The 23,914-nt window shown below is 62.6% G+C and carries 20 protein-coding genes, 1 tRNA gene and 3 pseudogenes; 7 read left to right on the top strand and 17 right to left on the bottom strand.

Going from position 1 to position 23,914, the window contains the following annotated elements; all coding sequences use genetic code 11:
- Nucleotides 1-22: 22 nt before the first annotated feature.
- A pseudogene (locus ACSQ76_RS05835) lies at nt 23-1,449 on the bottom strand (IS1182 family transposase).
- A 240-nt stretch (nt 1,450-1,689) separates the two neighbouring features.
- On the opposite strand from ACSQ76_RS05835, the gene ACSQ76_RS05830 reads away from it, so the two are divergent.
- The 3 genes from ACSQ76_RS05830 to ACSQ76_RS05820 all read left to right on the top strand — a co-directional run bounded on the left by ACSQ76_RS05830 (nt 1,690) and on the right by ACSQ76_RS05820 (nt 4,494).
- Complete coding sequence (locus ACSQ76_RS05830) at nt 1,690-2,643, top strand: LuxR C-terminal-related transcriptional regulator (RefSeq protein ID WP_437155811.1); 954 nt, start codon at nt 1,690-1,692, stop codon at nt 2,641-2,643.
- A 169-nt stretch (nt 2,644-2,812) separates the two neighbouring features.
- Nucleotides 2,813-3,805 (top strand): MBL fold metallo-hydrolase, encoded by a 993-nt coding sequence (locus ACSQ76_RS05825; RefSeq protein WP_437155810.1) that lies wholly within the window; start codon nt 2,813-2,815, stop codon nt 3,803-3,805.
- A 287-nt stretch (nt 3,806-4,092) separates the two neighbouring features.
- A complete protein-coding gene (locus ACSQ76_RS05820; RefSeq protein WP_437155809.1) occupies nt 4,093-4,494 on the top strand; it encodes a hypothetical protein in 402 nt (133 codons plus the stop codon).
- A 542-nt stretch (nt 4,495-5,036) separates the two neighbouring features.
- On the opposite strand, the gene ACSQ76_RS05815 is transcribed toward ACSQ76_RS05820, so the two are convergent.
- From ACSQ76_RS05815 to ACSQ76_RS05755, 13 genes and pseudogenes are all read right to left on the bottom strand, one after another.
- A complete protein-coding gene (locus ACSQ76_RS05815) occupies nt 5,037-6,179 on the bottom strand; it encodes a trypsin-like peptidase domain-containing protein (RefSeq protein ID WP_437155808.1) in 1,143 nt (380 codons plus the stop codon).
- A complete protein-coding gene (locus ACSQ76_RS05810) occupies nt 6,176-6,457 on the bottom strand; it encodes a hypothetical protein (RefSeq protein WP_437155807.1) in 282 nt (93 codons plus the stop codon). Before ACSQ76_RS05810 ends, ACSQ76_RS05815 begins: the two co-directional genes overlap by 4 nt.
- A 272-nt stretch (nt 6,458-6,729) precedes the next feature.
- A pseudogene (locus ACSQ76_RS05805) lies at nt 6,730-7,399 on the bottom strand (IS66 family transposase); the annotation flags it as partial.
- On the bottom strand, nt 7,386-7,577 hold the full coding sequence (locus ACSQ76_RS05800; RefSeq protein WP_437155806.1) for a transposase: 192 nt from the start codon (nt 7,575-7,577) through the stop codon (nt 7,386-7,388). The gene ACSQ76_RS05800 and the pseudogene ACSQ76_RS05805, both read right to left, overlap by 14 nt.
- A 111-nt stretch (nt 7,578-7,688) precedes the next feature.
- A protein-coding gene (locus ACSQ76_RS05795) for an IS3 family transposase (protein WP_437155805.1) occupies nt 7,689-8,878 on the bottom strand; the annotation gives its coding sequence in 2 pieces (ribosomal slippage) (nt 7,689-8,617 and nt 8,617-8,878; 1,191 coding nt in all).
- A 155-nt stretch (nt 8,879-9,033) separates the two neighbouring features.
- Complete coding sequence (locus ACSQ76_RS05790; protein ID WP_437155804.1) at nt 9,034-11,085, bottom strand: ATP-binding protein; 2,052 nt, start codon at nt 11,083-11,085, stop codon at nt 9,034-9,036.
- Nucleotides 11,086-11,324: 239 nt separating this feature from the next.
- Nucleotides 11,325-11,399 (bottom strand) — tRNA-Phe (locus ACSQ76_RS05785).
- Between the two features lie 80 nt (nt 11,400-11,479).
- Nucleotides 11,480-11,644: a DNA gyrase inhibitor YacG gene (locus tag ACSQ76_RS05780; RefSeq protein WP_437155803.1), complete on the bottom strand. Its 165-nt coding sequence runs from the start codon at nt 11,642-11,644 to the stop codon at nt 11,480-11,482.
- A 26-nt stretch (nt 11,645-11,670) separates the two neighbouring features.
- Complete coding sequence (locus ACSQ76_RS05775) at nt 11,671-12,693, bottom strand: ribonuclease E/G (protein WP_437155802.1); 1,023 nt, start codon at nt 12,691-12,693, stop codon at nt 11,671-11,673.
- A complete protein-coding gene (locus ACSQ76_RS05770) occupies nt 12,690-13,277 on the bottom strand; it encodes a Maf family protein (RefSeq protein ID WP_437158166.1) in 588 nt (195 codons plus the stop codon). Before ACSQ76_RS05770 ends, ACSQ76_RS05775 begins: the two co-directional genes overlap by 4 nt.
- Before the next feature lie 88 nt (nt 13,278-13,365).
- Nucleotides 13,366-13,584: a translation initiation factor IF-1 gene (infA, locus tag ACSQ76_RS05765; protein ID WP_005978431.1), complete on the bottom strand. Its 219-nt coding sequence runs from the start codon at nt 13,582-13,584 to the stop codon at nt 13,366-13,368.
- 81 nt (nt 13,585-13,665) lie between these two features.
- The gene (locus ACSQ76_RS05760; RefSeq protein ID WP_437158165.1) at nt 13,666-14,550 is read right to left on the bottom strand and encodes a carbon-nitrogen hydrolase family protein; all 885 of its coding nucleotides are present in this window, start codon (nt 14,548-14,550) and stop codon (nt 13,666-13,668) included.
- Nucleotides 14,551-14,612: 62 nt separating this feature from the next.
- Nucleotides 14,613-15,536 (bottom strand): LysR family transcriptional regulator, encoded by a 924-nt coding sequence (locus ACSQ76_RS05755; protein WP_306131035.1) that lies wholly within the window; start codon nt 15,534-15,536, stop codon nt 14,613-14,615.
- A 101-nt stretch (nt 15,537-15,637) separates the two neighbouring features.
- On the opposite strand from ACSQ76_RS05755, the gene metF reads away from it, so the two are divergent.
- From metF to ACSQ76_RS05740, 3 genes are all read left to right on the top strand, one after another.
- Nucleotides 15,638-16,504, top strand: a complete 867-nt coding sequence (gene metF / locus ACSQ76_RS05750; RefSeq protein ID WP_437155801.1) for a methylenetetrahydrofolate reductase [NAD(P)H] — start codon at nt 15,638-15,640, stop codon at nt 16,502-16,504.
- 636 nt (nt 16,505-17,140) lie between these two features.
- Complete coding sequence (locus ACSQ76_RS05745) at nt 17,141-17,638, top strand: PaaI family thioesterase (protein WP_437155800.1); 498 nt, start codon at nt 17,141-17,143, stop codon at nt 17,636-17,638.
- Between the two features lie 139 nt (nt 17,639-17,777).
- Entirely contained in the window at nt 17,778-18,632 is an 855-nt protein-coding gene (locus ACSQ76_RS05740; protein ID WP_437155799.1) for an NmrA family NAD(P)-binding protein, read from the top strand.
- A 90-nt stretch (nt 18,633-18,722) separates the two neighbouring features.
- On the opposite strand, the gene ACSQ76_RS05735 is transcribed toward ACSQ76_RS05740, so the two are convergent.
- The 3 genes and pseudogenes from ACSQ76_RS05735 to ACSQ76_RS05725 all read right to left on the bottom strand — a co-directional run bounded on the left by ACSQ76_RS05735 (nt 18,723) and on the right by ACSQ76_RS05725 (nt 23,284).
- Entirely contained in the window at nt 18,723-19,799 is a 1,077-nt protein-coding gene (locus ACSQ76_RS05735; protein ID WP_437155798.1) for a DUF2235 domain-containing protein, read from the bottom strand.
- Nucleotides 19,777-22,070: pseudogene (locus ACSQ76_RS05730) on the bottom strand (xanthine dehydrogenase family protein molybdopterin-binding subunit). The gene ACSQ76_RS05735 and the pseudogene ACSQ76_RS05730 overlap by 23 nt, the downstream one beginning before the upstream one ends.
- An 83-nt stretch (nt 22,071-22,153) precedes the next feature.
- Nucleotides 22,154-23,284 (bottom strand): type III PLP-dependent enzyme, encoded by a 1,131-nt coding sequence (locus ACSQ76_RS05725; RefSeq protein ID WP_437155797.1) that lies wholly within the window; start codon nt 23,282-23,284, stop codon nt 22,154-22,156.
- Nucleotides 23,285-23,394: 110 nt separating this feature from the next.
- Between ACSQ76_RS05725 and ACSQ76_RS05720 the strand changes: the two genes are divergently transcribed.
- A complete protein-coding gene (locus tag ACSQ76_RS05720) occupies nt 23,395-23,829 on the top strand; it encodes an Lrp/AsnC family transcriptional regulator (protein ID WP_437155796.1) in 435 nt (144 codons plus the stop codon).
- The last annotated feature ends 85 nt before the right edge of the window (nt 23,830-23,914 follow it).

The raw sequence follows: 23,914 nt of genomic DNA, 5'->3' as shown, positions 1-23,914 counted from the left end.
AGGTTCGCGTGCGCCTTGCTTGTCAGGCTTTATGCTGTTTCTGCGGTGCGGGAAGGATCTTCGCCAACTTCCGAAGGTTCTGGGCGGTAGCGGCGAGGAGAAATTCGTCGTTTGCGCCGCATGGGCCACGTAACCGAAGCCGGCCGAGGCCAAGAACGCGCTTGAGGTGCGCGAAGAGCATCTCGACCTTCTTCCGAAGCTTCATCGAGATCTCATATTGCTTGGTTGTGGCGATGTCGCGGGCGACCTGGCGAGCGTCTTCGTGTTCTTCGCGGGTGATGGAGCGAAAGTCCATGTTCGGACAGCAGCGCGTTTTCGATGGACAGGTCTGGCAGACGTTCTTGAGACCGCGATACTTGGCGACGCCCTTTCCGGTCGGCCCCCTGTTCGGGTCAGAGTAGTTCCGGCGGAACTGCTTCAACTCCTGGCCTTCCGGGCAGATGTATCGGTTGTTGTCCGCGTCCCACTCGAAGTCCGCCCGGGTCCAGGTGCCGTCGCTGCGGCCTGACTTGTCGAAGACCGGGATGTGCGGGGCGATCTTGCGGTCGACCAGCCAGCCCAGCATCGGTCCGGTGCCGTAGGCGGTGTCGGCTATCACGCGCTCGGGATGCAGGCCGAACCTGGCCTTCACTCGATCCAGCATGGTCTTGGTCGATCCGACTTCGGCCTGCCGGATCGACCGCGTCGCCTCGACATCGACGATGACGCCATGATCCGTGTCGATCAGGTAGTTGTCGGAATAGCTGAAGAATGCCGGCCCCTTGCGCGCCGCGGTCCACTGGCTGGCCGGATCGGAATGCGACGTGAACTTGGGCTGGACCTCACTGGCGGCACCGAACGCGGCCTCGTCCAGAGTGTCGAGATACTCGCGGACCGCGCGGGGCGCATCGGCTGGATCAATCTGCGAGACGTCCCAATCCTCCTTCGGCGTCGAGTTCTGCTTGTTGGCATCTGCTGCGATCAGGCTGGCATCTACCGCCATGCGCTGACCGCTCACGAGCCCTTCCTCGATGCAGCGCGCGACGGTCGTCTCAAACAGATGACGTAGAAGCTCGCTGTCGCGGAATCGGCCCCTCTCGGCAGATTGCTTCGCAATCGCCTGCCGGGCAGCGCATGGCGGTTCTTGGAAAAGGCAGAGTGATCCGGGACCCGATCAGCCAGGTCGAGCCGGCAAAACCAGCGATACGCGAGGTTCAGATGCACCTCCTCGCAGAGTCATCGCTCCGACCGAATGCCGAAGCAATAACCGACCAGCAGCATACGGATCAGCAGTTCGGGATCGACGGAGGGACGGCCCGTGTGGCTGTAGAAATCCGCAAGATGGGCACGAATGCTGCTCAGGTCGACGAACCGGTCGATGGATCGAAGCAAGTGGTCCCGCGGGATGTGATCCTCAAGCGAGAACTCGTAGAACAGCGCCGGTTGCGCCTCCTGCCTTGGTCCCATCATCGCTATCCCTCCCGCCCGCTGGCAGAATTGAATCAGCAGGATGCCCCTCGATCAAGCGCGAGTTTTTCAACAGAATAAGCCCAAAACAACTGATGCCGCGGTACGCACCAACGACGTGTATACATTGCAATGCTACCTACTGCACCGGCTAACTTCTTCAATTTGAGCCGAGCTTGCCGACCGATGCGTTTCGACCTTATTATTGCTGTAGTTCAGGTCTACCGATCAAGAAGGGCGTCATTGGAACCGCAGATTCCTCAAAAGACAGTGAAGAAATGGCAACGTATTGTTGACCTGATTGCGCGGGTTGCCGAAGTACCTGCAAGCTTGGTGATGCGCACCAGCGCACCATACCATTCGGTTTTTGTCAGTAGCGAAAGCGACAACAACCCTTATCAGGTTGGCTGCCAGTTCACTTTAAACGAAAAACTATACTGTCACGGCGTTCTTCAAAAGGATGGCGAGTTGTTTGTCGAAGACGCGAGCAGTGATCCGGTATGGTCAGACAATGACGATATGGAGCACGGTATGTCTTTCTATATCGGCTATCCTCTGAAATGGCCGAATGGTGAGATATTCGGAACAATCTGCGTGTTGGACTCACGGCGCAACCGACGTGCGATTTTGTTCCGGGAAGGGCTGCAGGAATTTGCCAGAGTGATCGAGGCCGATCTTGAACTGTTCACCGAGATGAACCGGCGGATCGAGCTGGAAGCTGAATTGCAAACGACACTGGACGAACTTGAGCTAAGGGTCGTGGATCGCACGGCGGATCTGGAAGAAGCAAATACCGCTCTTCGGGTGCTGCTGGGAAGCGTCGAAAAGGCACGCGAGGAATATGATCTAAAGTTGCTGCGTCAGATCAAGGGTCTGGTGATGCCGCACTTGTCAAAGCTGCGTATCCGGCTGGAAAGTGACCCGATCGGGTCCAACTATCTTGATACGGTCGAAGATCAGTTGAACTCAATCACCGCAAGCGTAAACAGCAAACTGATGACAATCATGGAAAAACTAACACCGGTCGAGCGGGAAGTTGCACAAATGATTATGCGGGGGCAGTCCACAAAGGAAATCGCGCGCACATTGTCGCGCGGGCGTAGCACCGTTGAATTTCATCGCAACAACATTCGCTCCAAGCTGGGTCTCAGACATAGCGGGAGAAACCTGCGAAGCTTGCTGCTTTCCCTGCACTGAACCGACAGTCGTTTCACTCGGAGTAAGATTTGACGAGCGGAAAAACATGGGGAATACCCCCACATTACGCTATCATTATTCTAATACGTCACTGGTAAACCTTCATTGATACCATCCTGTCATCTGGAACCAAGATCCAGATCTTTGAACAACAACAGGGATGCTAATCATGGACAGAGATTCTCTCAATTTAGAACCGATGGTTATCAATGGCGAAGCGGATGAGGTGGCCAGTGGCATTTCACGCCGCTCTTTCTTTATGGCCGCCGGAGCTGCGGGTGTTGGCGGGGCCACGAGCCTGCTAACTGGTACTTCGGTGCAAGCCCAATCAACCGACTGGACACAGCCCGGCAACAATAACGGTGTGATTGAGTTGCAACAAACCACCGGAACAGACGTTTCGGGTGCTGTGGGTGTCGATTACTACGGCCATTGCGCGATCAAGATCACATCGCCGGGTGGCGCGACACTCATGTTCGACCCCTGGCGCGACGATCCATCGGGTGCATGGGGCCTTTGGTTCAAAAACGAATTCCCCGAGACACCGGTGGATATTTGCCTGTCTACACACACCCATTTTGACCACGATGCCATTCACCGCCCGGTTTCAACTATGGTCCTGGACCGCATGGTAGGGAACTTTGAATTCGCTGATGTTAAAATTACTGGGTTTGCCGACAAACATGTCTGTCGCGCACCTGGCTGGTATAATTGGACAAACGCACTGGGCGAATTCGGCGTCAATGCTTGCCCGCCGGACAATGTCAGCCACATGGATATGGTGGTGTATCTCGTTGAAACAGGCGGTGTCCGAACCCTGATTTGGGGCGACAATCGGCACAATCCACCGGAGGAATTTTGGGATGTGATCGGACAGGTCGATGTGCTGACACTACCCGTCGATGGGTCACAGCACATTCTGGATTACCAGCAAGGCAACGACATCGTCGAGAAGCTCAAGCCGAAAATTATCATCCCAACTCATTACCTGAGTGAAACGACAAGCTATACTCTGACCACGCTTCAAAGCGCGGATGAATGGGTCAAGGCGCAACAAAGCTTCAAGATGCTCGATAGCGCGAGCCTATCGCTCGAAGCCGGGGATGTCGCCGGTATGGATCGCGAGTTCCTCTATTTTGGGAACCATGCTCATACGGCTTAACCGTGTGTGAAGGCGGGTGAAGGAGAGCCATATTTCCTTGCCCGCTATTAAGCGGGGATCCTGTCAGCGATAGCGGCCGTTTCAAGCTCGCGCAGCGAATTTACGCTTTGTCCGCGAACGAGCCCACTATGTTGATTTTCGGCCTCGCGGCTAAGGTCCGCTCGTTTGAGATTGCGACCTGAATCGGATATAATTTTGTTTGGAAATTAAGCACGACGATAGGTTTGCGACAGCAGCCACACTGCGGTGTACATGTCATCCTGTTCCGCGCATTGCATGAAGATCGAATGCGTCCAGCGACCTACATCGCCCGAACGGAGGACCAGCATCACCTATGCAAAGACCCTGAGAGCATTCGTTGGCGGAGCCATCGCAATCGTGATAGCGAATATCGTCAGCAACATACTTTTCTTCAACTTGGCAGACCGATCCTCTTTGAGAACGACCTTCAGAGCGTCAAAGTCATCGCTGTTCTGTTCGAGATGGAGCCACTCCCCCTCATGTTCACCAATGGCCTGTTATACTTGGCAATAGCCGCCGGGATTGGTGGCATTCATGGCTTGATTTTCCATTGGGTTGAGCCAGTCTTGCCGCCCGGTGTCGTCAAACGGGGATCGGCCTTCGGTGTTATTCTCTGGGCGCTGATGGCGTTATATTTTGAGTTTCACCCCTTTCAACATGTTCGGTGAGCCCGTTGCGCTCGTGGCCGTGGAGCTTCTGTTCTGGATTCCCGTGGCCATCGTGCAGGGTCTTGTCTTGTCAGTCATCTACGGGAAGGGACGCGATGGGCTGGCAAGCCCTGTGGAATGACGGCGCACTCATTTCTGTGCATGCGCTGGTGGCCCTTCTGGCTATGGGCTTCGGCGCTGATCAACTCGTTGCGGGCAAGGGAACGCCTCTCCATAAAACGCTGGCTATAATTGGGTAGGCTCGACGGGAATTGTCGCGGCCTTGAGCTTCTGGATTCGTGAGTTTCGGTGGTTTGGACCATTCTCCAGGACGCACCATGCACGCGGTCATTTTTGGTGACTGATTTATCCGCCCTTTATAAGGACGGTTCTGCATCAAGTTGATCGTCAAACGCAAACATCCGGCGAAGCCGTGATGCAGCGCTGCCCGAATGGTTCCTCATGGCTCTACCGCCAGATGCGTCGGCACTGCGTGCTGAGTAACGGTCAAGCAGATCAGGATTCCTACGCTGGTTTCAGAACCACCCTTTCTCAGCATTTGTTCAGTCCGATTCCGCCTCTTGGGTCAGCTCGACCGCGATGAAAAGCGTGTTCCCGCCACGGTTGACCTGCAAAAGAAGTGGGCGATCCGCGTCACGTGCCTCGGCCCAGGCGGCCGACAGATCTTCCGCCGCGCCGATGTCCTCACCGGCGGCGCTGAAGATGACATCTCCTTGCGTCAACCCCGCATCGGCAGCGGCGCCACCTGGCTGCACATTCCGGACCATGACGGCTTCGCCCTCTTCCAGACCCAGATTGCGGCGCACCAGTTCGGGAACTGGCGAAACGGACAGTCCCATGAGTTCACCGTCGTCGGTCGGCGTCGGAGATCCAGCCTGCTCCCGACCGGGATTGCGCTCGGCGAGTGTCAGCGAAATGTCGATTTGTTCGCCATCGCGGAATACCGAAACCGGCACCTCTGATCCGGGCGTGAGGGCCGCGACAAGGCGGGACACTTCCCGGGGATCCTCGGCGCTTTCTCCGTCAACGGACAGAATGACGTCGCCTTCTTCGATGCCTGCGTCCTCGGCCGGGCCGCCGGTTTCAACCGCCGTTACGATGGCGCCTTCGGTGTCTTCGAGTCCCAAGGCACGCGCCAAGACCTCGTCGAGGCCTTGCAGCGACACGCCGATGAAGCCGCGCTCGACGCTGCCGGTGTCGATCAGTTGCCGCACCACGTCCTGTGCCATACCGGAGGGCACGGCAAAGCCGATCCCGACATTGCCGCCACCGGGCGAAAAGATCGCCGTGTTGACGCCGATCACCTCACCCGAACCGTTGAAAAGCGGCCCCCCGGAATTACCCGAATTGATCGAGGCGTCGGTCTGAAGGAATGCGTCATAAGGGCCGGCGCCGATGACACGCGACGTGGCCGACAGAACGCCGACGGTAACGGTGCCTCCCAGCCCGAAGGGGCTGCCGATGGCGATTGTCCATGCGCCCGGCTCCATCGCGTCACTGTCGCCCCAGGAGGCGACGGAAATACCCGATGCATCGGCGATGCTGAGAACCGCGATATCGGTCGCAGGATCGGTGCCGACCAGCGTTGCGTCGCGTGTGGTGCCATCTGACAGCAGGATCTCGATTTCCGACGCGCCCTCAATGACGTGATTGTTGGTTACGATATACCCGTCTTCGCTGATCATAAACCCGGACCCCCGGCGACAACTTCACGCTCCGGGGCCTGCTGGCCCGGCATGTTACCGAACGGGCCGGGCATACCCTCGGGCATCGTCCGGCGCGGAGCCGCCACGCCGCGCGCTGTGATGCCGACCACGGATGGGCTGAGTTCTGCCACGATGTCCGTGAAATCCTGAGGCGGCGTAAGCATTTCCTCTTGCGCATGAACCGGCGCGCCGACTCCGGACAGGCAAACAGCCACGGCCATGGCCGATACTGCATGATGCAACTTTCTGGTGTCCATGATATCTCTCCCTTCAGGTTTTGAAGCCGGTCGGGTCGGACAGGTCTTGCGCATCGGTGCATTTGCGTTGCAACACGCGCTCCGGACCCAGGCCTGTTGTCCAGCGGCGTTCGGTCAACGCCACCGTCACTGGCCCAACAGACCGGGTCGACTATTGTTCCAACTGTTGCGTGCATCGCCCGCGGGCTGTTGACCCGTCGAAAGGGGTGACGTGCGCCCGGCCGAAGACGAGGCCTTCGGACAGGGTCGTAAGCATCAGGCTTAGGCTGCGGTCATGCGACGTGGCGGTGCTCTGTAGCTCTCCAGTTCCGTGGCAGCAGAGCGGGAACCTGCCAGGCCATCATGTCTGGCAGTCGGGCGAGGACGTCTGCCAACCATGCCTGCGGGTCGATGTCGTTCATCTTCGCGGTGACGACCAGGGAATACATGAAGGCCGCGCGGTCGCCACCGAGTTCGGAGCCGGCGAAGAGCCATGACTCCCGGCCCAGGGCCACGCCGCGCAAAGCCCGCTCGGCCGCGTTGTTTGTCAAGCAGATCCGGCCATCGTCGAGAAAGCGGAAGCATAGCGCGCTGCTCACCGGGCCGGGATCACGGTCGCCGCTCGCCGAAATAGAGATCGTTGTTTCCGCCATAGGCATCCGCTTGCAGGATCCCCTGCCATCCCGCGAGATTCCGTTTCGGATGGGTCACCTCCCTGTCCCTGGAGAAGTAAAATAACGCCGCCGGCGGCGCACCGCCCGCAAACGGGCGGTCGTCAAGGACATAGGTCCAGAGCCGCGCCGTGCGCGTCCCGACCTTCGCCAACAGCGGCACCGTCGGGTCATCGCCGTGCAGCCGCTCGGCTTGCAGGACATGGTCGCGGATCAAGGCATGGATCGGCTCGAGCGCGACGGCACGGGCGACCACCTGGTCGGCCAGGATCGACAGGCTACTGTCGCCGCCATGTGGTGATCAACGAGCGCGAGATGCCATGCCGCCTCGCCGTTGCACTGGCCTGCCGGTGCCCAAGGAAACTCTCCTCGACGATCCGCAGCTTGTCCGCATCGCTCCAGTGGCGCCGCTGCACACCATCGGCTGCAGAAAGAACTTCTATCTCGGGTCTAACCGTAAGGTCGGCCATAAGGCCGAACCTACCACGAACGCCTAAATGGAACCGCCCCGGTTTTCCCGGAGGCTGTTTACTTCGTTTCAGGCGACTTTATCGAACTCGTTGTGACCTGCCACTGAACTTTCACCCATCCGGAACCAGAGCCCTTCGGGTTGATACGCCGATTGGCGCAGGTGGAGCAACCGACATCCGCGCGGAGCTTTCAGATGGCGCAGCGCGGGTGTCGGTTGCGGTGAACAGGCGCTCGGCGAACGCCTTGGGCGTCTGATAGCCAAGCGCCGAATGTGGGCGCTCCTCGTTGTAATCTGCTGCCCAGGCACGGATCACGGCGCGCGCATGGGGCATGTTGCGGAACATGGTTTCGTTGAGGAGTTCATCGCGCATGCGCCCGTTGAAACTCTCCACAAACCCGTTCTGCATCGGCTTGCCCGGGGCGATGTAATGCCATTCGATCCCCTGCGCGGTAGCGAAGGTTAAGATCGCGTTACTGGTCAGTTCGGTGCCGTTGTCCGAGACAATCATGCCGGGCTTTCCACGCCGTTCGATCAGGGCCGCCAATTCCCGCGCGACACGCCGCCCCGAGATCGATGTGTCCGGAACGGCCGCCAGGCATTCCCTCGTCACGTCATCGACCACGTTCAGGATGCGGAACCGCCGGCCACAGGCGAGCTGGTCATGGACAAAATCCAGCGACCAGCGCGCATTGGGCCGGGCCTCGACCAGGATCGGTGCCCGGGTTCCTACCGCCTTGCGCCTGGCCCGGCGTTTGCGCACCGCCAGACCTTCTTCTCGATACAGCCGGTAGATACGGTTGATCCCGGAGGGTTCTCCCTCCCGGCGCAGCAGCACAAATAGCCGCCGATAACCGAACCGGCGGCGTTCATTGGCCAGATCCCGAAGCCGCTGGCGCAGCCCGGTCTCGGGCGGTCGCGCGGACCGGTAGCGGATCATCTTGCGGTCCGCTCCAACAATCTGACAGGCCCGCCGTTCCGACAGGCCAAGCCTGGCCCGCAGATGCGCAACGGCTTCGCGCTTCACGGCGGGCCTCACCATTTTTTTGAGAGCAGTTCCTTCATCGCCGCAGCGTCGAGCATCTGCTCCGCCAGCAACTTCTTCAGCTTGGCGTTCTCGTCCTCCAGCGCCTTCAGTCGTTTGGCGTCCGAAACCGTCATCCCACCAAACTTGGCTTTCCAGGCATAAAAGGTGCCTTCCGACATCCCGTGCTTGCGGCACAGATCGGCGCACTTCGCGCCTGCCTCATGCTCGGTAAGGATGCCGATGATCTGTTCTTCGCTGTATCTCGTTCGCTTCATTGTCCGTCCCTTCGTTGGGGCGGACTCTAATTCCAAATGGAGGAAAAATCCCGTGGCAGGTCAGCTTGTCACGGACTGTCGCAACCTGTCGCGACCTTTCGCAGTGTGCCTACCGAGTTGGGTTCCGACAACACGACCTTAAGGCCAAGTGAGTGCTATTCAGCAGCTTCCCGTGACGAACTAGACGAACCGTCGAAGAGTGGATCGCCCTTGCGAACGAAGGACAGCCTGGCCGCTTCAAGGAAGTTCTGGTTACGGACCTTCGCATCCCTCACAAGTTCTTTCCACTCGATCACTTCGATGGAGCCACGGTCATCCCCGGTCAGATACTGGAACCGGCCTCGTCCACTCGGCGAGCGGTGCCAGTTCCGCGTGTCCATCTCAAGATCACCCACGATGTCCGCGACAACATAGCAATGGAACACCACGTCTTCGGACAGCTCGACGAGCTCTCCAGTGTGCGACCTCACCTCTCGATTTTTGAGCTTTTCGATGTAGCGGTTCATTTGCCGCCCAAGGACGTAGTTGCCGCTGTAACCAGTCCGCTCCGGCTTCTTGAACTCGACAAGTAGAACCCTCGACAGCTTGTCGTCATGGCTCAGACCGAGCCCGTGAACTTTGTCCCAGATCATCAGGTCGACACGGTCCTTGTCGCCATCGACCACAAAATCCTCGATGCGCGCATCTGATGCAAAATACTTCGCAGGTGCCAACCGCTCGTCGAGCAGCCAGAGGTCGTGTGGGGCCGGGGCTGTGCGGTATGGGTCGTTGCCCACGACTCGCATCGGGCAGATCAGTTGGTGCAGCGTCCCCTCCAAGTGTGTTTCAAATTTACCACTCAGCACGCGAACTTTGCCCAAAAGAGCGTCCAAGATTTCAATGATGAACTTGCGGCGAATGACATATTCCATAAGCTGACGGTTCTCGTCCGCCGAAGCTGCAGCGGCAACCTTGCTGATCTCTTCCGACAAATCAGGTTGAATCTCTTCCTCGGACATCAGCTTTTCCAAGACGAGTTGGACTTGTTCTTTTCGATGCTTGTCTGCCCTGATTTTGTGCGGAATGAGCGCCTTAGCAAACGCTTCATGATTGTCGGCATTCACTGGAGTTTTCTTCAAGAGTGAAGTTGTCTCCTCAAATCCGAAGCTTGGGTAATGTTCAACAAAATCGTCCAAACGACCTATTCGATACTCCTCGTATTCTCCAACCTCTTCCGGAACGATTTCGACCTTGGCATGCTCAACGCATTCCTTGGTCAATTCAGTTGCAACTTCTTCTGAAAAATTGAACTGGGTCCGCTCTTGATTGACGCGTTCGTCTAGGAATGCACCCGTGACACAACAGTGCAAGACGCTATCGCTATCCTCACCAATCCGCTTTACCCCCAATAGGCCGTCTATTTTCCTTGTTTGCACCGTCCGACCTGATGAAACCAAGTGAAGTTGGTGGTTGCCATCGAGATCGGAGCTAGCCTCTTTCTTCATGACGTAGCCATCAAGCGTCAGGTCGCCAAATTGCGAGGACGGGAAAGTTACACTCTCACGTTTCTCGACAAGCAAATCTTCGACTGCCTGCGGAAACCGGGCATCACGGTCCTCGAATGCTATGGTCATCCCGGGAGCCTTGCCCAAGAGAAAGTCCGCCAAGAAGTGCGAAGCGAAGTGTTTTCGGATCACGGCAAACTGAACCGGCATCTTTGCTGAGTAGGAGTTGGAGCGGAGCCCAGTCAATGTGATCGAGGTTCCCGGCTCTGCCGTCCCTTCTACTCTCGAAATCGTCTCGTTGAAGATTGGCTCGTCGCTCGACAAACTGAAATCGAACTTGCGCCGGTAGAGCCCGCCGTCGCCGGCATAAATGCTGTCCACCTTGACCAACGCAAACGCGTCGAGCCAAAGCAACCGTCCCACGCCCTTGCCGCCACGAGCTATCTTGAACGGCGTATCGGTCGTGCAGAATGCTCGAAACCTCTCGTCCTCAAGTCCGATACCGTTGTCGGTCACGACGACCGTGTATGTTGAGGGGTCACGAATGTTCTGAAAGCCGACCTGGATGGAACCACGCCTGCTCGCGTCGTCGCCAAATTGGTCTTGGACAGCGTGCATCCCGTTGCTCACCGCCTCAAAGACTGGTTGGAGCGCATCGGCGGTGTTTGAGGGCTTAGGAAGTCGCCTGACGCGATTTGCTACGTCCCCTATGAGTTGCGTCAACCTTACCCTCCTCCCCGCCAGCTAGACAGTTGATTGCTAGGCGTTCGATTCATTTTCCATCAATGTGATTCCGGTTTTGGGAACCGAAGTGCGGTATAGCACTGGTATAACAATTTTGTGCTGAACATGACTTTAGCCCAAATCACCTAAAAGCTCAATATTCCCAAATACTTGGCGCTAAACGGAAAATCTCTGAGCTAAAACGTGATCAGAGTGATTTTCGGTATACAATGGTATACTGGTGCCCGGGGGCGGAATCGAACCACCGACACGAGGATTTTCAATCCACTGCTCTACCCCTGAGCTACCCGGGCACGGGTGAACGGCCGCGCCGTTCGGGTTCCGGCTTTCTAGGCGAGGGCCACGCGACTGTCCAGTGGGTTTTTGCCACTTTTCAATGGGGTTTTCCCGAGCCCGCGTCCTGTGCCTCTTCCAGTGCGTCGGCGACTTCCTCGGCATCGTCCAACCGGCTGGAGGGAATGGCATAATCCCCGCGCAGCCACGCGCCAAGGTCGCGGTTGGCGCAGCGTTCGGAACAGAAGGGGCGGTATTTCTTCACCGTATCCTCCCCGCAAATCGGGCAACTCATATCACACCTTTCGGCAGCGGCAGCCTGTCTCGCTTTCTCTGCAACTCATAGTGCCCAAGCGGGGTCCAGCCGACAAGGGCCGTCTCCACCGTGTCACGGCGGAACGCGGCGCGCAGAGCGGCCTCGAATGTCTTGCGATCCTTCTTGGGCATCGGCGCCAGGTCCAGAACCACCTGCCCGCCCAGGCCCCGCAGCCGCAAGGCCCGCGGCAAGGCCCGCGCGGCGGCCATGTTGGCCTTCACGCTTGCCGCCGGAGAGGTGTCGCCGCCCGCGTTCACATCCACCGCCACCAGCGCCCGTGTCGGCTCGACATAAATGCTGGCGCCGCCCGGCAGATCCTCGCGCGCAGAACGCAACGCCTCTACCGCATCCAGCACCCCGTGGTGCGCGAACGCCTGCGCGTCCTCGTCCCAGATCTCGGGCTCCGGCCAGTCGCGCCAGGCCAGCTCGTGCGGCCCCGGCCCCTCGACCAGCTTCTCCGGCTTGCCGCTCACGTCGGCCATCACCGCGCGGGCCAGTTCCGCCATGCGCGCCACGTCCTCGGCCACGGCGTCCTCGTCCGCGCCCTCGCAGGCCGAGCGCAGGATCAACCCATTGTCGTCGCCCGCCATCACGTCCTTGCCGATCAACATCAGCCGGTCCTGCAGGTCGTCGTCCTTGATCGCCCGCGACACGTTGATCCCCGGCGCGCCGGGCGTCACGATCGCATAGCGGCTCTTGAACAGCACCTTCGCCGTCACCGGGATCGCCTTGCCCGGCTCGGCATAGCCCGTGACCTGCACCAGAACCGTGCCCCCGGCGCTCATCCCCTTGACCTGCCGCAGGAACCCGTTGCCGTCGGGCGTGCGCACGAACAGCCCTCCTTGCCCCTTCACCGGCCGCTCGATCACGGCGCGATAGATCGTGCCGGGGCGCGGCTGGTCGGTATCGACCAGCAGATCGGACAGCACACCGTCCTCCATCAGCGCCGCCGCCTCGAATGCGCCCAGCTGGCCCAGCGCCACCACGCGTCCCTTCATGTTGTCCCTTTCCAGACCGGATATCCGGCGGCCAGCAAGAGCCCCGCCGTTTCCTTCAGCGGCAAGCCCACGATGGCCGTGAACGAGCCTTGGATCCACGGAATGAACGCGCCCGCAGGTCCCTGGATGCCATAGCCCCCGGCCTTGCCCTGCCAGTCGCCGCTGGCCAGATAGAACGCGATCTCGTCGTCATCCAGCCGCTTCATCTTCACGTCACTGATCACGTCTCGCTCCCAAATGCGCGCGCCGCGGCGCACCGCCACCGCCGTGATCACCTTGTGCCGCCGTCCCGACATCTTGCGCAGGAACGCCTCCGCCTCGCCCGCATCCTCGGGCTTGCCCAGGATGCGCCGGCCCAGCGCCACGGTCGTATCGGCGGAGAGCACGATATCGTCAGTCCCGGCCTCAACGGCCAGCGCCTTTTCGCGCGCCATCCGCACGCAATATGGCCGCGGAAGTTCCGCCTTTTCGGGGGTCTCGTCGATATCCGGCGGGCGCACGTCGTCAGCGACAACGCCGATCTGCGCCAGCAGATCCCGGCGTCGCGGGCTACCGGACCCCAGGATCAATCGTGGCGGCTGCATCATTCCGCTCTCATATTAGCAACGGGGTGCGCACGCATTTCACCTCAGGTGAAACGCTTCCGCGCACGGCGCAAACCTGCGGTTCACGTCATTTGAAGCGATAATTGATCCGACCCTTGGTCAGATCGTAAGGTGTCATTTCCACCTGAACCTTGTCGCCTGCCAGAACACGGATGCGGTTCTTGCGCATCTTGCCTGCCGTGTGCGCGATGATCTCATGGCCGTTCTCTAGCTCGACCCGAAATGTCGCATTCGGCAGGAGTTCCTTCACGACACCTGGAAATTCGAGCGTATCTTCCTTGGCCATGGTCTCTCCTTGGTTTCCGCCCTGCCGGTTGCAGGACAGGCGTTTAAATGGCCCCATTCCCCAAGGTTTTCAAGTCAAATATCATTGCAGCCGTTCAACTGTGGGTGCGCCGTCACGACCCGCCTGCTCGGCCCAGTGGGTGCGGTTCAGCACCCCGCCATCCGCCCGCACCTGCGCGATTTTTTCCAGATCGGCCTCTGCATAGGTCCATCCCGGCGCGTCCAGCACGCCCTCGGCCAGCACGCCGGTAGGCGGAAAGCCGACGTCGGGCGGGCCGAATACGCCGCCCGCGCCGGTGTTGACGTCGCACACCTCGCACCAGTCGGCAGGCCCCACCAGAGACGACATCGCACTCACGCATTGCTGTTCCAGCGCGCGAGCCATGGCGCCGATCCGCACCCGCCAGTACCCGGCCAACGTGTCGGTGCAGGACGGCACCAACAACACGTCAACGTCCTGCATCGCACGGCCCAACAGCGGAAATTCACTGTCGTAACAGATCAGTACGCCGATCCGTCCCAGGTCGGTGTCGAACACCTTCAACGGCCCGCCACCCACGCACCCCATCGGCTCGCGCTCCCAGCGCGTCATGATCTGCTTGTCCACCACGCCCTTGTCGCCCCCCGGCGCAAAGACCACCGCCCGGTTCACCGGTCGTGCGCCCAGCGCGTCGTCATAGACCGGCGCCGAGCCACCCAGGATATGCACGCCGTACTGCCCCGCCAGCTTGGAATGCAGTGCGTCGGCCTCGGGCATCCTCTCCGACACCGCCCGCAGCGACGGCTCCAGCTCCGCCGTGACCGCCCGCCCGGCCAGGGGCGCCAGTTCCATCGCCGCATATTCGGGGAACACCAGCAGCTTGGCACCCTGCCCGGCCGCCTCGGCCACCCAGGCCTCGATCTTGTCGGCATAGGCCTGCCAACTGTCCAACTCGTCCAGCGGGTAAGCCGCGGTCGCAATCTTCAACATGGTCGCATCCCGTCAGTGGTTTCGACAGCACCCTAACCGCACGGGGCCTCCGGCACCACTCAGACCGTCTCCGGCGTTACAGGCCGTTGGAGCCGCAGCGGAATCTCCCGCGCCAGCCGGATGAGATGCGCCATATAGGGCTTGTCCGCCTCGTCCTCGCGGATCGCCGCATACAGCCGCTTGGTCAGACCGCCCTTCGTGACCGGCCGCGTGACATATTCCGAACTCGTCCGCTGTTCGCGCAGCACCCAGTCAGGCAGCACCGCCACCCCTCGATTCGATGCCACCAGCAGCAGAATCACCGCCGTCAGCTCGATCTGCCGCACCGCCCGCGGCTCGACCTTGGCAGGGGTCAAGAGCTCGGTGAAGATATCCAGCCGCGAGCGGTCCACCGGGTAGGTGATCAGCGTCTCGTCCCTGAAATCCTCCGCCTCGACGAAATCCTTGCCCGCCAGCACATGCTGGCTGGAGGCCACGAACAGCGGCTCGTAATCAAAAAGCGGCTGAAAGATCACTCCATCCAGGTCCTCGGGGTCCGACGACACCACCAGATCCACCTCTTCCTTCTGCAACGCCGGTAGCGCGTCAAAGGCGAGGCCCGGCCGGATGTCGATATCCACTTCTGCCCAGGTCTGGCGGAATCGCTCCAGCACCGGGAACAGCCACTCGAAACAGGCATGGCATTCGATGGCGATATGCATCCGCCCGGCGCTTCCCTGCCGAAGACCGCTGAATTCCGCCTCCAGCGCCTCGACCTCGGGCAGCACCTTTTCCGCCACCCGCAACAGCCGCAGCCCCGCCGCCGAAAGCTTCAGGGGCTTCGAGCGCCGCACGAACAGCTCGACCCCCGCCTGATCCTCCAAGCCCTTGATCTGGTGGGACAAAGCCGACTGCGTAATGTGCAACAAGTCCGCCGCACGGGCCAGCCCGCCGGCCTGGTGAATGGCCCGGATCGTGCGCAAATGGCGAAAGTCGATATGCATGTATATTAGCCCACCTCATTCAAACCATGAATTTTATGAAGTTGTCTCACATACGCGCGCCTGCGACAAGGGACTCAACACCCCATTGCAGGATACCCGTCATGAGCACACCGACCGTTTCCTTCGAATTCTTCCCGCCCAAGTCGCTGGAGGCGTCCTTCCGCCTCTGGGACACCGTCCAGACACTGGCGCCACTGGACCCCAGTTTCGTGTCCGTGACCTACGGCGCAGGCGGCACCACCCGCGAGCTGACCCGCGACGCGGTGGCCACGCTGCACAAGTCCAGCGGCCTCAACGTCGCCGCCCACCTCACCTGCGTCGAGGCCACGCGCGAAGAGACGCTCGCCATCGCCCAGGACTTCGCCGATGCCGGCGTGAACGAGATCGTCGCCCTGCGCGGCGACCCGCCCAAGGGCGCCGACGGCTTCACGCCCCACCCCGAAGGTTTCGCCGACAGCTGCGAGCTTATCTCGGCGCTGGCCGACATGAACCGCTTCAAGATCCGAGTCGGCGCCTACCCGGAAGTGCACCCCGAGGCGGCGGATGCCCAGGCCGATATAGACTACCTGAAGCGCAAGATCGACGCCGGCGCGTCCGAGGCGATCACCCAGTTCTTCTTCGACACCGAGGCGTTCTTCCGCTTCCGCGACGCCTGCGCCGCTGCGGGCATCGACGCCCCCATCACCCCCGGCATCCTGCCGATCGAGAACTGGGCCGGCACCAAGCGCTTCGCCAACTCCTGCGGCACGAAGATCCCCGCCTGGCTCGACGAGGCCTTCACCAAGGCCGCCCGAGACGACCGCGAAACCCTGCTGGCAACGGCGCTCGCCACCGAACTGTGCAGCGAACTGATCGACGGCGGGGCCGAGCATCTGCATTTCTACACGCTCAATCGCCCCGAACTGACCCGCGACGTCTGCCACGCGCTCGGCATCGCGCCCAAGGTGGACCTGCGCGACGTAGCCTGACCCACCCCACTCACGATCCCTGTGACATTCCCCTCCCCGGGGTTGTCGCAACCGCCTGGCCCCGCCCTCCCCCGGAAGGCGGGGCTTTTTCCGTGCACACCGCGCAGGTAATGCGGCGCGTGCTTGACCCGTGCTCGAACCTCAGGATTGAGCCCATAATTGCCACAGTCATAAAGCGCCCGCGCGGAACAAGGGCGAAGCCCGCCGCGCATCGCCGGGCCGTCCCCCGGCACGGCGATTTGGCAGGTGACGTGCCACGCTCTCGAGGTGGATGTGCTTGGCAGGCATAAAGTGCCCATCACCATCGTCGGTTCGCGGCACCACGGCCCGGCGATGCGCGTCTCCTCACCGTGAGAAAATAACGTCCGCCTCGTCCGCATTTCAACCGGTTAACAGCCGCGAAGCGGCCCGACCATCGTCAGCCCCTCCCTTGGGCTGGCGATTGCCTCCGTCGTGAATGGGCAGCAAGGTCCGTACAGCCCACCTTTGCCAGGTCCCGCGACAAGAACCGCAAACCTTCTGCGCATCAAAATGGGGCCCTGTATCACCGCCACGCCCTGCGAAAGCCGTGAGGCTTTCATGCCCCGCCGCCGGGGCGGGCTTGCCACCCTCCCCGGCCCGAACTAGCGTGCCGCCATGACCGACACGGCCCGCCCCTTCACCGCCACATCGCTTGACCAGATGCCCGACATGGACGCGCTTTTGTCCTGCTCCGGCCTCGACTTCATGCGCGACATGATCGCCGGCCGCCTGACCGCCCCGCCCATCGGCGCCACGCTCGGCTTCACCGCCCTCTCGGCCGATCCCGGCCGCGTCGTGTTCGAAGGCACCCCCGGCTTCGGCGCGCTCAACCCGATGCGCGGCGTGCATGGCGGCTGGTACGGCGCCATTCTGGATTCCTGCATGGCCTGCGCGGTGATGACCCTGCTGGACAAGGGCCAGATCTACACGACGCTCGAATACAAGGTGAACATCACCCGTGCCCTTCCCCTGGGCATGGCGGCGGTGGCCACCGGCACCACCCAGCATGGCGGCCGCCGCACCGCCACCGCTGTGGGCGAGCTGCGCGGCCGCGACGACGGCAAGCTCTACGCCACCGGCAGCACCACCTGCCTGATCATGGACGCCGCCTGAACCGCTCTGCCGGCGGGCTTGCGAACGAAACCCCGACCCGACGATACAGCCAAGTGCGATCGTTTGAGGGGTGTTCCTGACAGCTTCTGTCTGCGGCCCGTGTTACCATTCCTGTCAACCGCGGACAGGGACACCCTTCATGCACATCATTCTCGGCGGAACCGGGCAGGTCGGATCGGCAACCGCGCGCGCCTTGCTGGACAAAGGCGAAACGGTGACCGTCGTGACACGCAACAGGGATAACGGCGCGGAATTGGCCGGGGCGGGGGCGCGGGTCGCCGAGGCCGACATTCGCGATGTCGCTGCCCTGCGCGATATACTCGCATCCGGCAGGCGGGCGTTTCTGCTCACTCCTCCAGCGGACCCGGCGAGCGACACCGACACGGAGGAACGCAGGAACGTGGATGCGATCCTGTCGGCCCTGCAGGGCTCCGGCCTGGAAAAGGTGGTCGCGGCCTCGACCTTTGGTGCGTTCCGGGGCCACCGCTGCGGCGACCTCACGGTGCTCCACGCCTTCGAGACGGCACTGGCGTCACAGCCCATCCCGGCCGCGATCAACCGGGGCGGATATTACATGAGCAACTGGGCCGGAATGGCGGACCAGGTGCGGCAAAGCGGCATTCTGCCCAGCTTCTTTCCGGCGAACTTGCGCCTCCCGATGGTGGCTCCCGGGGATCTGGGCAAGGCCGCAGCGCGGCGTCTCATGTCGAGCACCGAGGACATCGGCATCCAGCATGTCGAAGGGCCGGAGCGTTACACCGCGCACGATGTTGCCGCCGCGTTCGCCAAGGTGCTGGGGCGCACGGTAAAGGTCGAGGAAATCCCGCCCGCCGAGCTGGAAGAAACCTTCCGCAACTTCGGGTTCTCCGACGCGGCGGCAGCGTCCTACGCCTGCATGACCCGACGCCTGATCGACGGAAAGACGGACACGGATGAAAGGCCGTCGCGCGGCAGGACCCGGTTGGAAGATTACGTGGCTGCCTCGCTCGCCTGAAACCCACCATCGGCTGTGCCCTGCGAAACGACGCGACCGGAAGCGAGGAAGGCCTCCACCTGCGCGGCGCCATCGCTTTGACAAGCCGCCCTACATCGCCGCCTGCGCATCCGGAGCGTCCGGCTCTGCGCGCCCCCGCACGCTTTCGTGCAGCCGCTCGGACGGGTCCTGCCCCACCACCCGTGCCTTGCGGAACAGGAATATCTTTCCCCAGCCCCGCCACTTGCCCACCGACGGCGCATCCGGGTCCACAGGATACCGCGAGCGCCAGCCCTCGGGCAGGAGCAGCCCGTGCGATTCCGCGCGCTCCAACATCCACACCAGCGGAATGTTCGACAGGGGCCGCGCCGCGTGAAACCCGTCCAGCTGCCCGCCCACATCGCCATGGGTGCCCCGGAACCAGACCTGCTCCACCCGTCCCTCGCCGGCATTGCTGCCCGGCCCGGTTTCCCACATCACCGGCGCATAGACCTGGCGCGTCTCGTCCAGCGCCAGCGCGTGATAGCCGTGGTGGATATGCGGCCCCAGCGCATGGCTGTGAAACGCGTTCTTCGGCGTCAGCAGCCGCCAGGTCAGCGGCCCCGTCAGGTCCAGCGCCTTCACCGTGTCCCATACTCCGACCATCTCGATCGGCGAGGCCGCATGACACAGATCGCGCGTGAAATCCGCCGCCGCAACGCTCGCCGCCTCCTCGCGATAGTGGCGATAGGCGGTCTTCACCTGCCGCTCGGTCGCGTGTTCCGCCTTCAGCAGCCCGACCCGGTCGATCACCCCCGCCAGCGACCGCACCGCATAGGCCCCGCGCGAGAACCCGAACAGGAAAATCCGGTCGCCGGGCCGATAGCGCGACGCGAGATAGCCATAGGCCCGCCGGATCTGCCGGTTGATCCCCCGCCCCAGCATCACGTCGCCCGTCCGCCGCCAGTCCGGCCACTGCACCCCCGGCTCGTAATACAGCGACATGCCCGCCCCCACCGCCTCGCTCAACAGCTTGAAGGTCAGGCCGGCATTGCTCTCGTATCCGGCCTCCAGCGAAGACATGGTCCCGTCCAGGATGATCACGTGGGTCACGGCCCCTCTCGGGCCGTGCTTGATCCGCGCCCGCTCGCCACGGGTCAGGCCAACCAGCCGCCGGACGGCCCGGCTAACGCGTTTCGTCCAGCTCATCGCTTCTCAACATCATCCAGACGCGGTGCGGGGTAAAGGGCATGTCGGCCCGGCTTACGCCCCGGTCGTGCAACGCATCGAACACCGCGTTCGCCGTGGCGGCCATCGCCCCCACGGTCCCGGCCTCGCCACAGCCCTTCATGCCCATCACGTTGGTGGTCGACGGCACCGGCTCGGTCTCAAAGGCGATCATCGGCAAATTGTCCGCCCGCGGCATCGCGTAATCCATGAAGCTCGCCGTCAGCAATTGCCCGTCCTCGTCATAGACCACCCGCTCGCACAGCGCCTGGCCGATGCCCTGCGCCACACCGCCATGGATCTGACCCTCGACCAGCATCGGGTTGATGAGGTTTCCGAAATCGTCCACCACCGTGTAACGCGCCACTGTGACCGCGCCGGTCTCGGGATCGACCTCCACCTCGCAGACATGCGCGCCGTTGGGAAAGGACCGCGCCTCCAGCTCCGCGCGCTGCTTGTGGCTCAGCAGATCGTCGCGCCCGTCGGCCCGCGCCCAGGCGACCGCTTCCAGCAGTGTCGGCGTCTGGTTCGATCCCGGCGCGCGGAACGTCTCGTGGTCGAACTCCACCGCGTCGGCATCGACGCCCATCTTCTCCGCCAGATAGGGCCGGAACGCGTCAATCATCGCGTCCACCGTCACCAGTGTCACGTTGTTCTGCACCGTGACCGAGCGTGACCCGCCCGTGCCGCCCCCCTGCGCGATCCGGTCGGTATCGCCCTGCACAATCTCGATACGCTCCACCGGCACCCCGGTCTGGTCGCTCAGGAATTGCGCGTAAACGCTCTCATGCCCCTGCCCGTTCGAGATCGTGCCGACGTATAGCCGCATGCCCTCGTCGGTAAACTCGATCTGCGCACCCTCCGCCGGGTCGCCCAGTATGCTCTCGATATAGAAACACAAGCCCATCCCCCGCAGCCTGCCCCGCGCCTCGCTTGCCGCACGGCGCGCCGCAAACCCGGCCTTGTCCCCATGCCGCGCGACGCTCTCCAGCACCCGCGCGAAATCGCCCACGTCATAGGTCTCGCCAAAGGCGGTGGTATAGGGAAACTGCTCGGGCCGGATGAAATTCCGCCGGTGCAGCTCCCACACATCCACGCCCAATTCCCGCGCCGCGTGGTCCATCATCCGCTCCAGCGCATAGATCGCCTCGGGCCGCCCGGCGCCGCGATAGGCGTCGACCGGCGTGGTATTGGTGTAAAACCCCTCGACATGCAGGTAAGCGGCGCGGATATCAAAAACCCCATCATCACCTTGGCGAAAAGGTTGGTCTGGATGTTCTGCGCCAGCGGGCTGTTATAGGCGCCAAGGTTCATCGCGGTGTCCACGCGGTAGGCCGTGATCCGCAGATCCTCATCGAACCCCATCACAAGGTCATGGCAAAGGTCCCGCGCGCCCGTGTCCGACAGCATCCCCTCGGTCCGGTCCGCAACCCAGGCCACCGGCGCCTCCAGCATCCGGGCCGCCTGCGCCACCAGCAACGTCTCGGGATAATCCGGCGCCTTGGTGCCGAACCCGCCGCCCACATCCGGGATCGTGACCCTGATATCGGCCTCGTCCATCTTTAGGATGCGTGCCGCATGCGCCTTGGTGTTCCACACGTTCTGCCCGCCATAAGCGATATGCAGACGGCCCTCTTCCATCTGCGCCAGCACGCTGCGGGTCTCCATCGGGTTGGAGATCACCCGGTTGTCCTCCAGCGGCATGCGCACCACATGCGCCGACCCGGCCAGCGCGGCCTCGACCGCAGCCGCGTCGCCCATGCCGAAATCGAACGCCCGGTTCTCCGGCGCCGCGTCATGCAGCGTCAGCCCGCCCGCTGCCCGCTCCAGGTGCACCGGCAGGCTGTCATACTCGACCTCGATCAGCTCCGCCGCGTCCCGCGCCGCGTCCAGGCTCTCGGCCACCACCAGCGCGATCGCCTCGCCGACAAAGCGCACGCGCCCTTCGGCCAGCAAGGGCCGCTTCGGCGCCGCGCCCATGCTGCCGTCGCGGTTCTCCACCAGCAGCGCCGGCATCCCTTCGATGATCCCCGCCGCCGCCAGGTCGTCCGCGGTCAGCACCAAGCGCACGCCCTCTGCCTCGCGCGCCGCCTGCACATCCACCGTCATCTCCGCATGCGCCTCGACAGACCGAAGCACGTAGGCCCGCAAACATCCCTCCGGCCACAAATCCGAGGTGTACCGTCCCGCTCCCGTCAGGAACCGCCGGTCCTCGATCCGGCTCACGGGTTGCGCGCGGCCGAATTTCGCCATGCGTTGCTCGGTCATGTCGGACACCTTTGCGCGGGAATTCTTCCGCGACCCTAACGCCCGACGGCGCGGTGTCCACCCCCCGATCAGGCCAGCCGCGCCACCGTCACCGGCCCCTCGGGCCCATAGCCGTTGAACCGTGTCGCCAGCGCCCGCGAATAGGCCCCCATGCCTTCGAACAGCACGTAATCGCCCTCCGCCACGTCCCCCGGCAAGACCAGCGGATCGGGCAGCCGGTCCAGGCTGTCACAGGTCGGCCCGAACGCCACCCGCGCCACCGGCGCACCCTCACGCGGCCGCCCATCCGGGCTGACAAGCCGCACCCGTGTCAGCGCGTCGATATCCCGCGCTTCGGCCAATGCACCGTAGATCCCGTCGTTCAGAAACAGGCTCCCGTCCGGGCGCACCGCTTTCACGCGTGCAGCCAGCGTGAACGCCTCGGCTACCATCGCCCGCCCCGGCTCGCAGACCAGGCGGGGCGCCACCTCGAACACCTCTTGCGTCACCTCCGCCACGTGATCGAAAATCGCCTCCAGGTCCGGCGCCGCGCCCGACCGATGCGCGGCGAACCCGCCGCCCACGTTCAGCCGTTCCAGCCTCACACAGGCCTGTCGCGCCACCTCCGCGCTGGCCCGCACATACGCGCCCCACGCGCGCGGGTCGGCGCATTGCGTGCCCGGATGAAAACAGAGGCCCGGACGAAACCCCATCTCGGCCACCTTGCGCAACAGACCCGCCGCCGCGTCAGGCCCGGCCCCGAACTTCGCGCCGAAATCATAGGCCGCGCCCTTGACCGGCAGTGCCAGCCGCACCGTCACCTCCATGTCGCGCGGCAGTCCCGCCAGTTTTTCCAGCTCCGACGCGCAATCCACGGAAGCAGACGCCACGCCCATCCTCGCGGCCGTCTCGACCTCGGACACCGACCGCACCGGGTTGTTGTAATGCAGCACCGCTTCGGGGGCCGCCTTGCGCACCGCCCGCATCTCCGCCGGGCTCGCCACGTCGAAGGCGCGCACACCGGCTGCGGCCAGGTTCGCCAGCACCTCCTCGCCCGGATTGGCCTTGACCGCATAGGTCACCAGCCCGTCGAACCCCTTCAGGAACCGCCGCGCGGTGGCCTGCAACGTTTCGGGGCTGAAATAGAGCATCGGCGCATCGGGCCGGTGCCGGTGTAGATGCGCCTCGGGGGTATCCCACGGGGAAGTCTGATGTTGCATCGCTCTGCCTCTCGGGTCGTCTTTTCCTCAGTGTGCCAAGAAACCTGGTGATTTTGTCAGGGCAGATTGCACTAAATGCAGTATCATTTCGGCATAACGCCGGAGGAATCATGCAAACAGACGAACTTGATGAGGCACTGATCGCACTCCTGCAGGAAAACGCCCGTCTGCCCGTCGCCACCCTCGCCCGCCGGCTGGGCCTGGCGCGCACCACTGTGCAGGCCCGGCTCGACAGGCTGGAAACCTCCGGCGTCATCCTGGGCTACACCCTGCGCCTCAACGCCGCGCGCCACGCCCCCCTGCGCGCCACGGCCCTTGTCCAGATCGAGGCGCGCAGCCAGCCCACCGTGCTCTCGCGCCTGCAATCCCTGCCCGGCGTGCGCCGCGTCCACACCACTTCCGGGCGCTTCGACCTCATCGTCACGCTCGAGGCCGAGACGACCGAGGAACTCGACGACACGCTCGACCGCATCGGAGACGCCAAGGGCGTGCGCGGCTCGGAATCGCTGATCCACCTCGCTACCAAGCTCGACCGCGGCAGCTAGGCGCGCACTGTCCCGGGCCTGACCCGGGACCTCTGACGCGAATCGAATCACGCCCCGCGAACCGCCCCTGTTTGCGGTCCGGCGC

Source organism: Roseovarius sp. B08 (assembly GCF_051417955.1).
Classification (GTDB): domain Bacteria; phylum Pseudomonadota; class Alphaproteobacteria; order Rhodobacterales; family Rhodobacteraceae; genus Roseovarius.
The sequence above is the reverse complement of the archived record's forward strand: the minus strand, read 5'-3'. Positions and strand labels throughout refer to the sequence as shown.

Bases quoted from the DNA above. Each gene is read 5' to 3' on its own strand.
- ACSQ76_RS05745 (WP_437155800.1), top strand. From the start codon at position 17,141: ATGACCGACACGGCCCGCCCCTTCACCGCCACATCGCTTGACCAGATG.
- ACSQ76_RS05740 (WP_437155799.1), top strand. From the start codon at position 17,778: ATGCACATCATTCTCGGCGGAACCGGGCAGGTCGGATCGGCAACCGCG.
- ACSQ76_RS05735 (WP_437155798.1), bottom strand. From the start codon at position 19,799: ATGAGCTGGACGAAACGCGTTAGCCGGGCCGTCCGGCGGCTGGTTGGC.
- ACSQ76_RS05820 (WP_437155809.1), top strand. From the start codon at position 4,093: ATGCGTCCAGCGACCTACATCGCCCGAACGGAGGACCAGCATCACCTA.
- ACSQ76_RS05770 (WP_437158166.1), bottom strand. From the start codon at position 13,277: ATGCAGCCGCCACGATTGATCCTGGGGTCCGGTAGCCCGCGACGCCGG.
- ACSQ76_RS05775 (WP_437155802.1), bottom strand. From the start codon at position 12,693: ATGAAGGGACGCGTGGTGGCGCTGGGCCAGCTGGGCGCATTCGAGGCG.
- ACSQ76_RS05800 (WP_437155806.1), bottom strand. From the start codon at position 7,577: ATGGCCGACCTTACGGTTAGACCCGAGATAGAAGTTCTTTCTGCAGCC.
- ACSQ76_RS05725 (WP_437155797.1), bottom strand. From the start codon at position 23,284: ATGCAACATCAGACTTCCCCGTGGGATACCCCCGAGGCGCATCTACAC.
- ACSQ76_RS05755 (WP_306131035.1), bottom strand. From the start codon at position 15,536: ATGCATATCGACTTTCGCCATTTGCGCACGATCCGGGCCATTCACCAG.
- ACSQ76_RS05825 (WP_437155810.1), top strand. From the start codon at position 2,813: ATGGACAGAGATTCTCTCAATTTAGAACCGATGGTTATCAATGGCGAA.
- ACSQ76_RS05810 (WP_437155807.1), bottom strand. From the start codon at position 6,457: ATGGACACCAGAAAGTTGCATCATGCAGTATCGGCCATGGCCGTGGCT.
- metF (WP_437155801.1), top strand. From the start codon at position 15,638: ATGAGCACACCGACCGTTTCCTTCGAATTCTTCCCGCCCAAGTCGCTG.
- infA (WP_005978431.1), bottom strand. From the start codon at position 13,584: ATGGCCAAGGAAGATACGCTCGAATTTCCAGGTGTCGTGAAGGAACTC.
- ACSQ76_RS05815 (WP_437155808.1), bottom strand. From the start codon at position 6,179: ATGATCAGCGAAGACGGGTATATCGTAACCAACAATCACGTCATTGAG.
- ACSQ76_RS05720 (WP_437155796.1), top strand. From the start codon at position 23,395: ATGCAAACAGACGAACTTGATGAGGCACTGATCGCACTCCTGCAGGAA.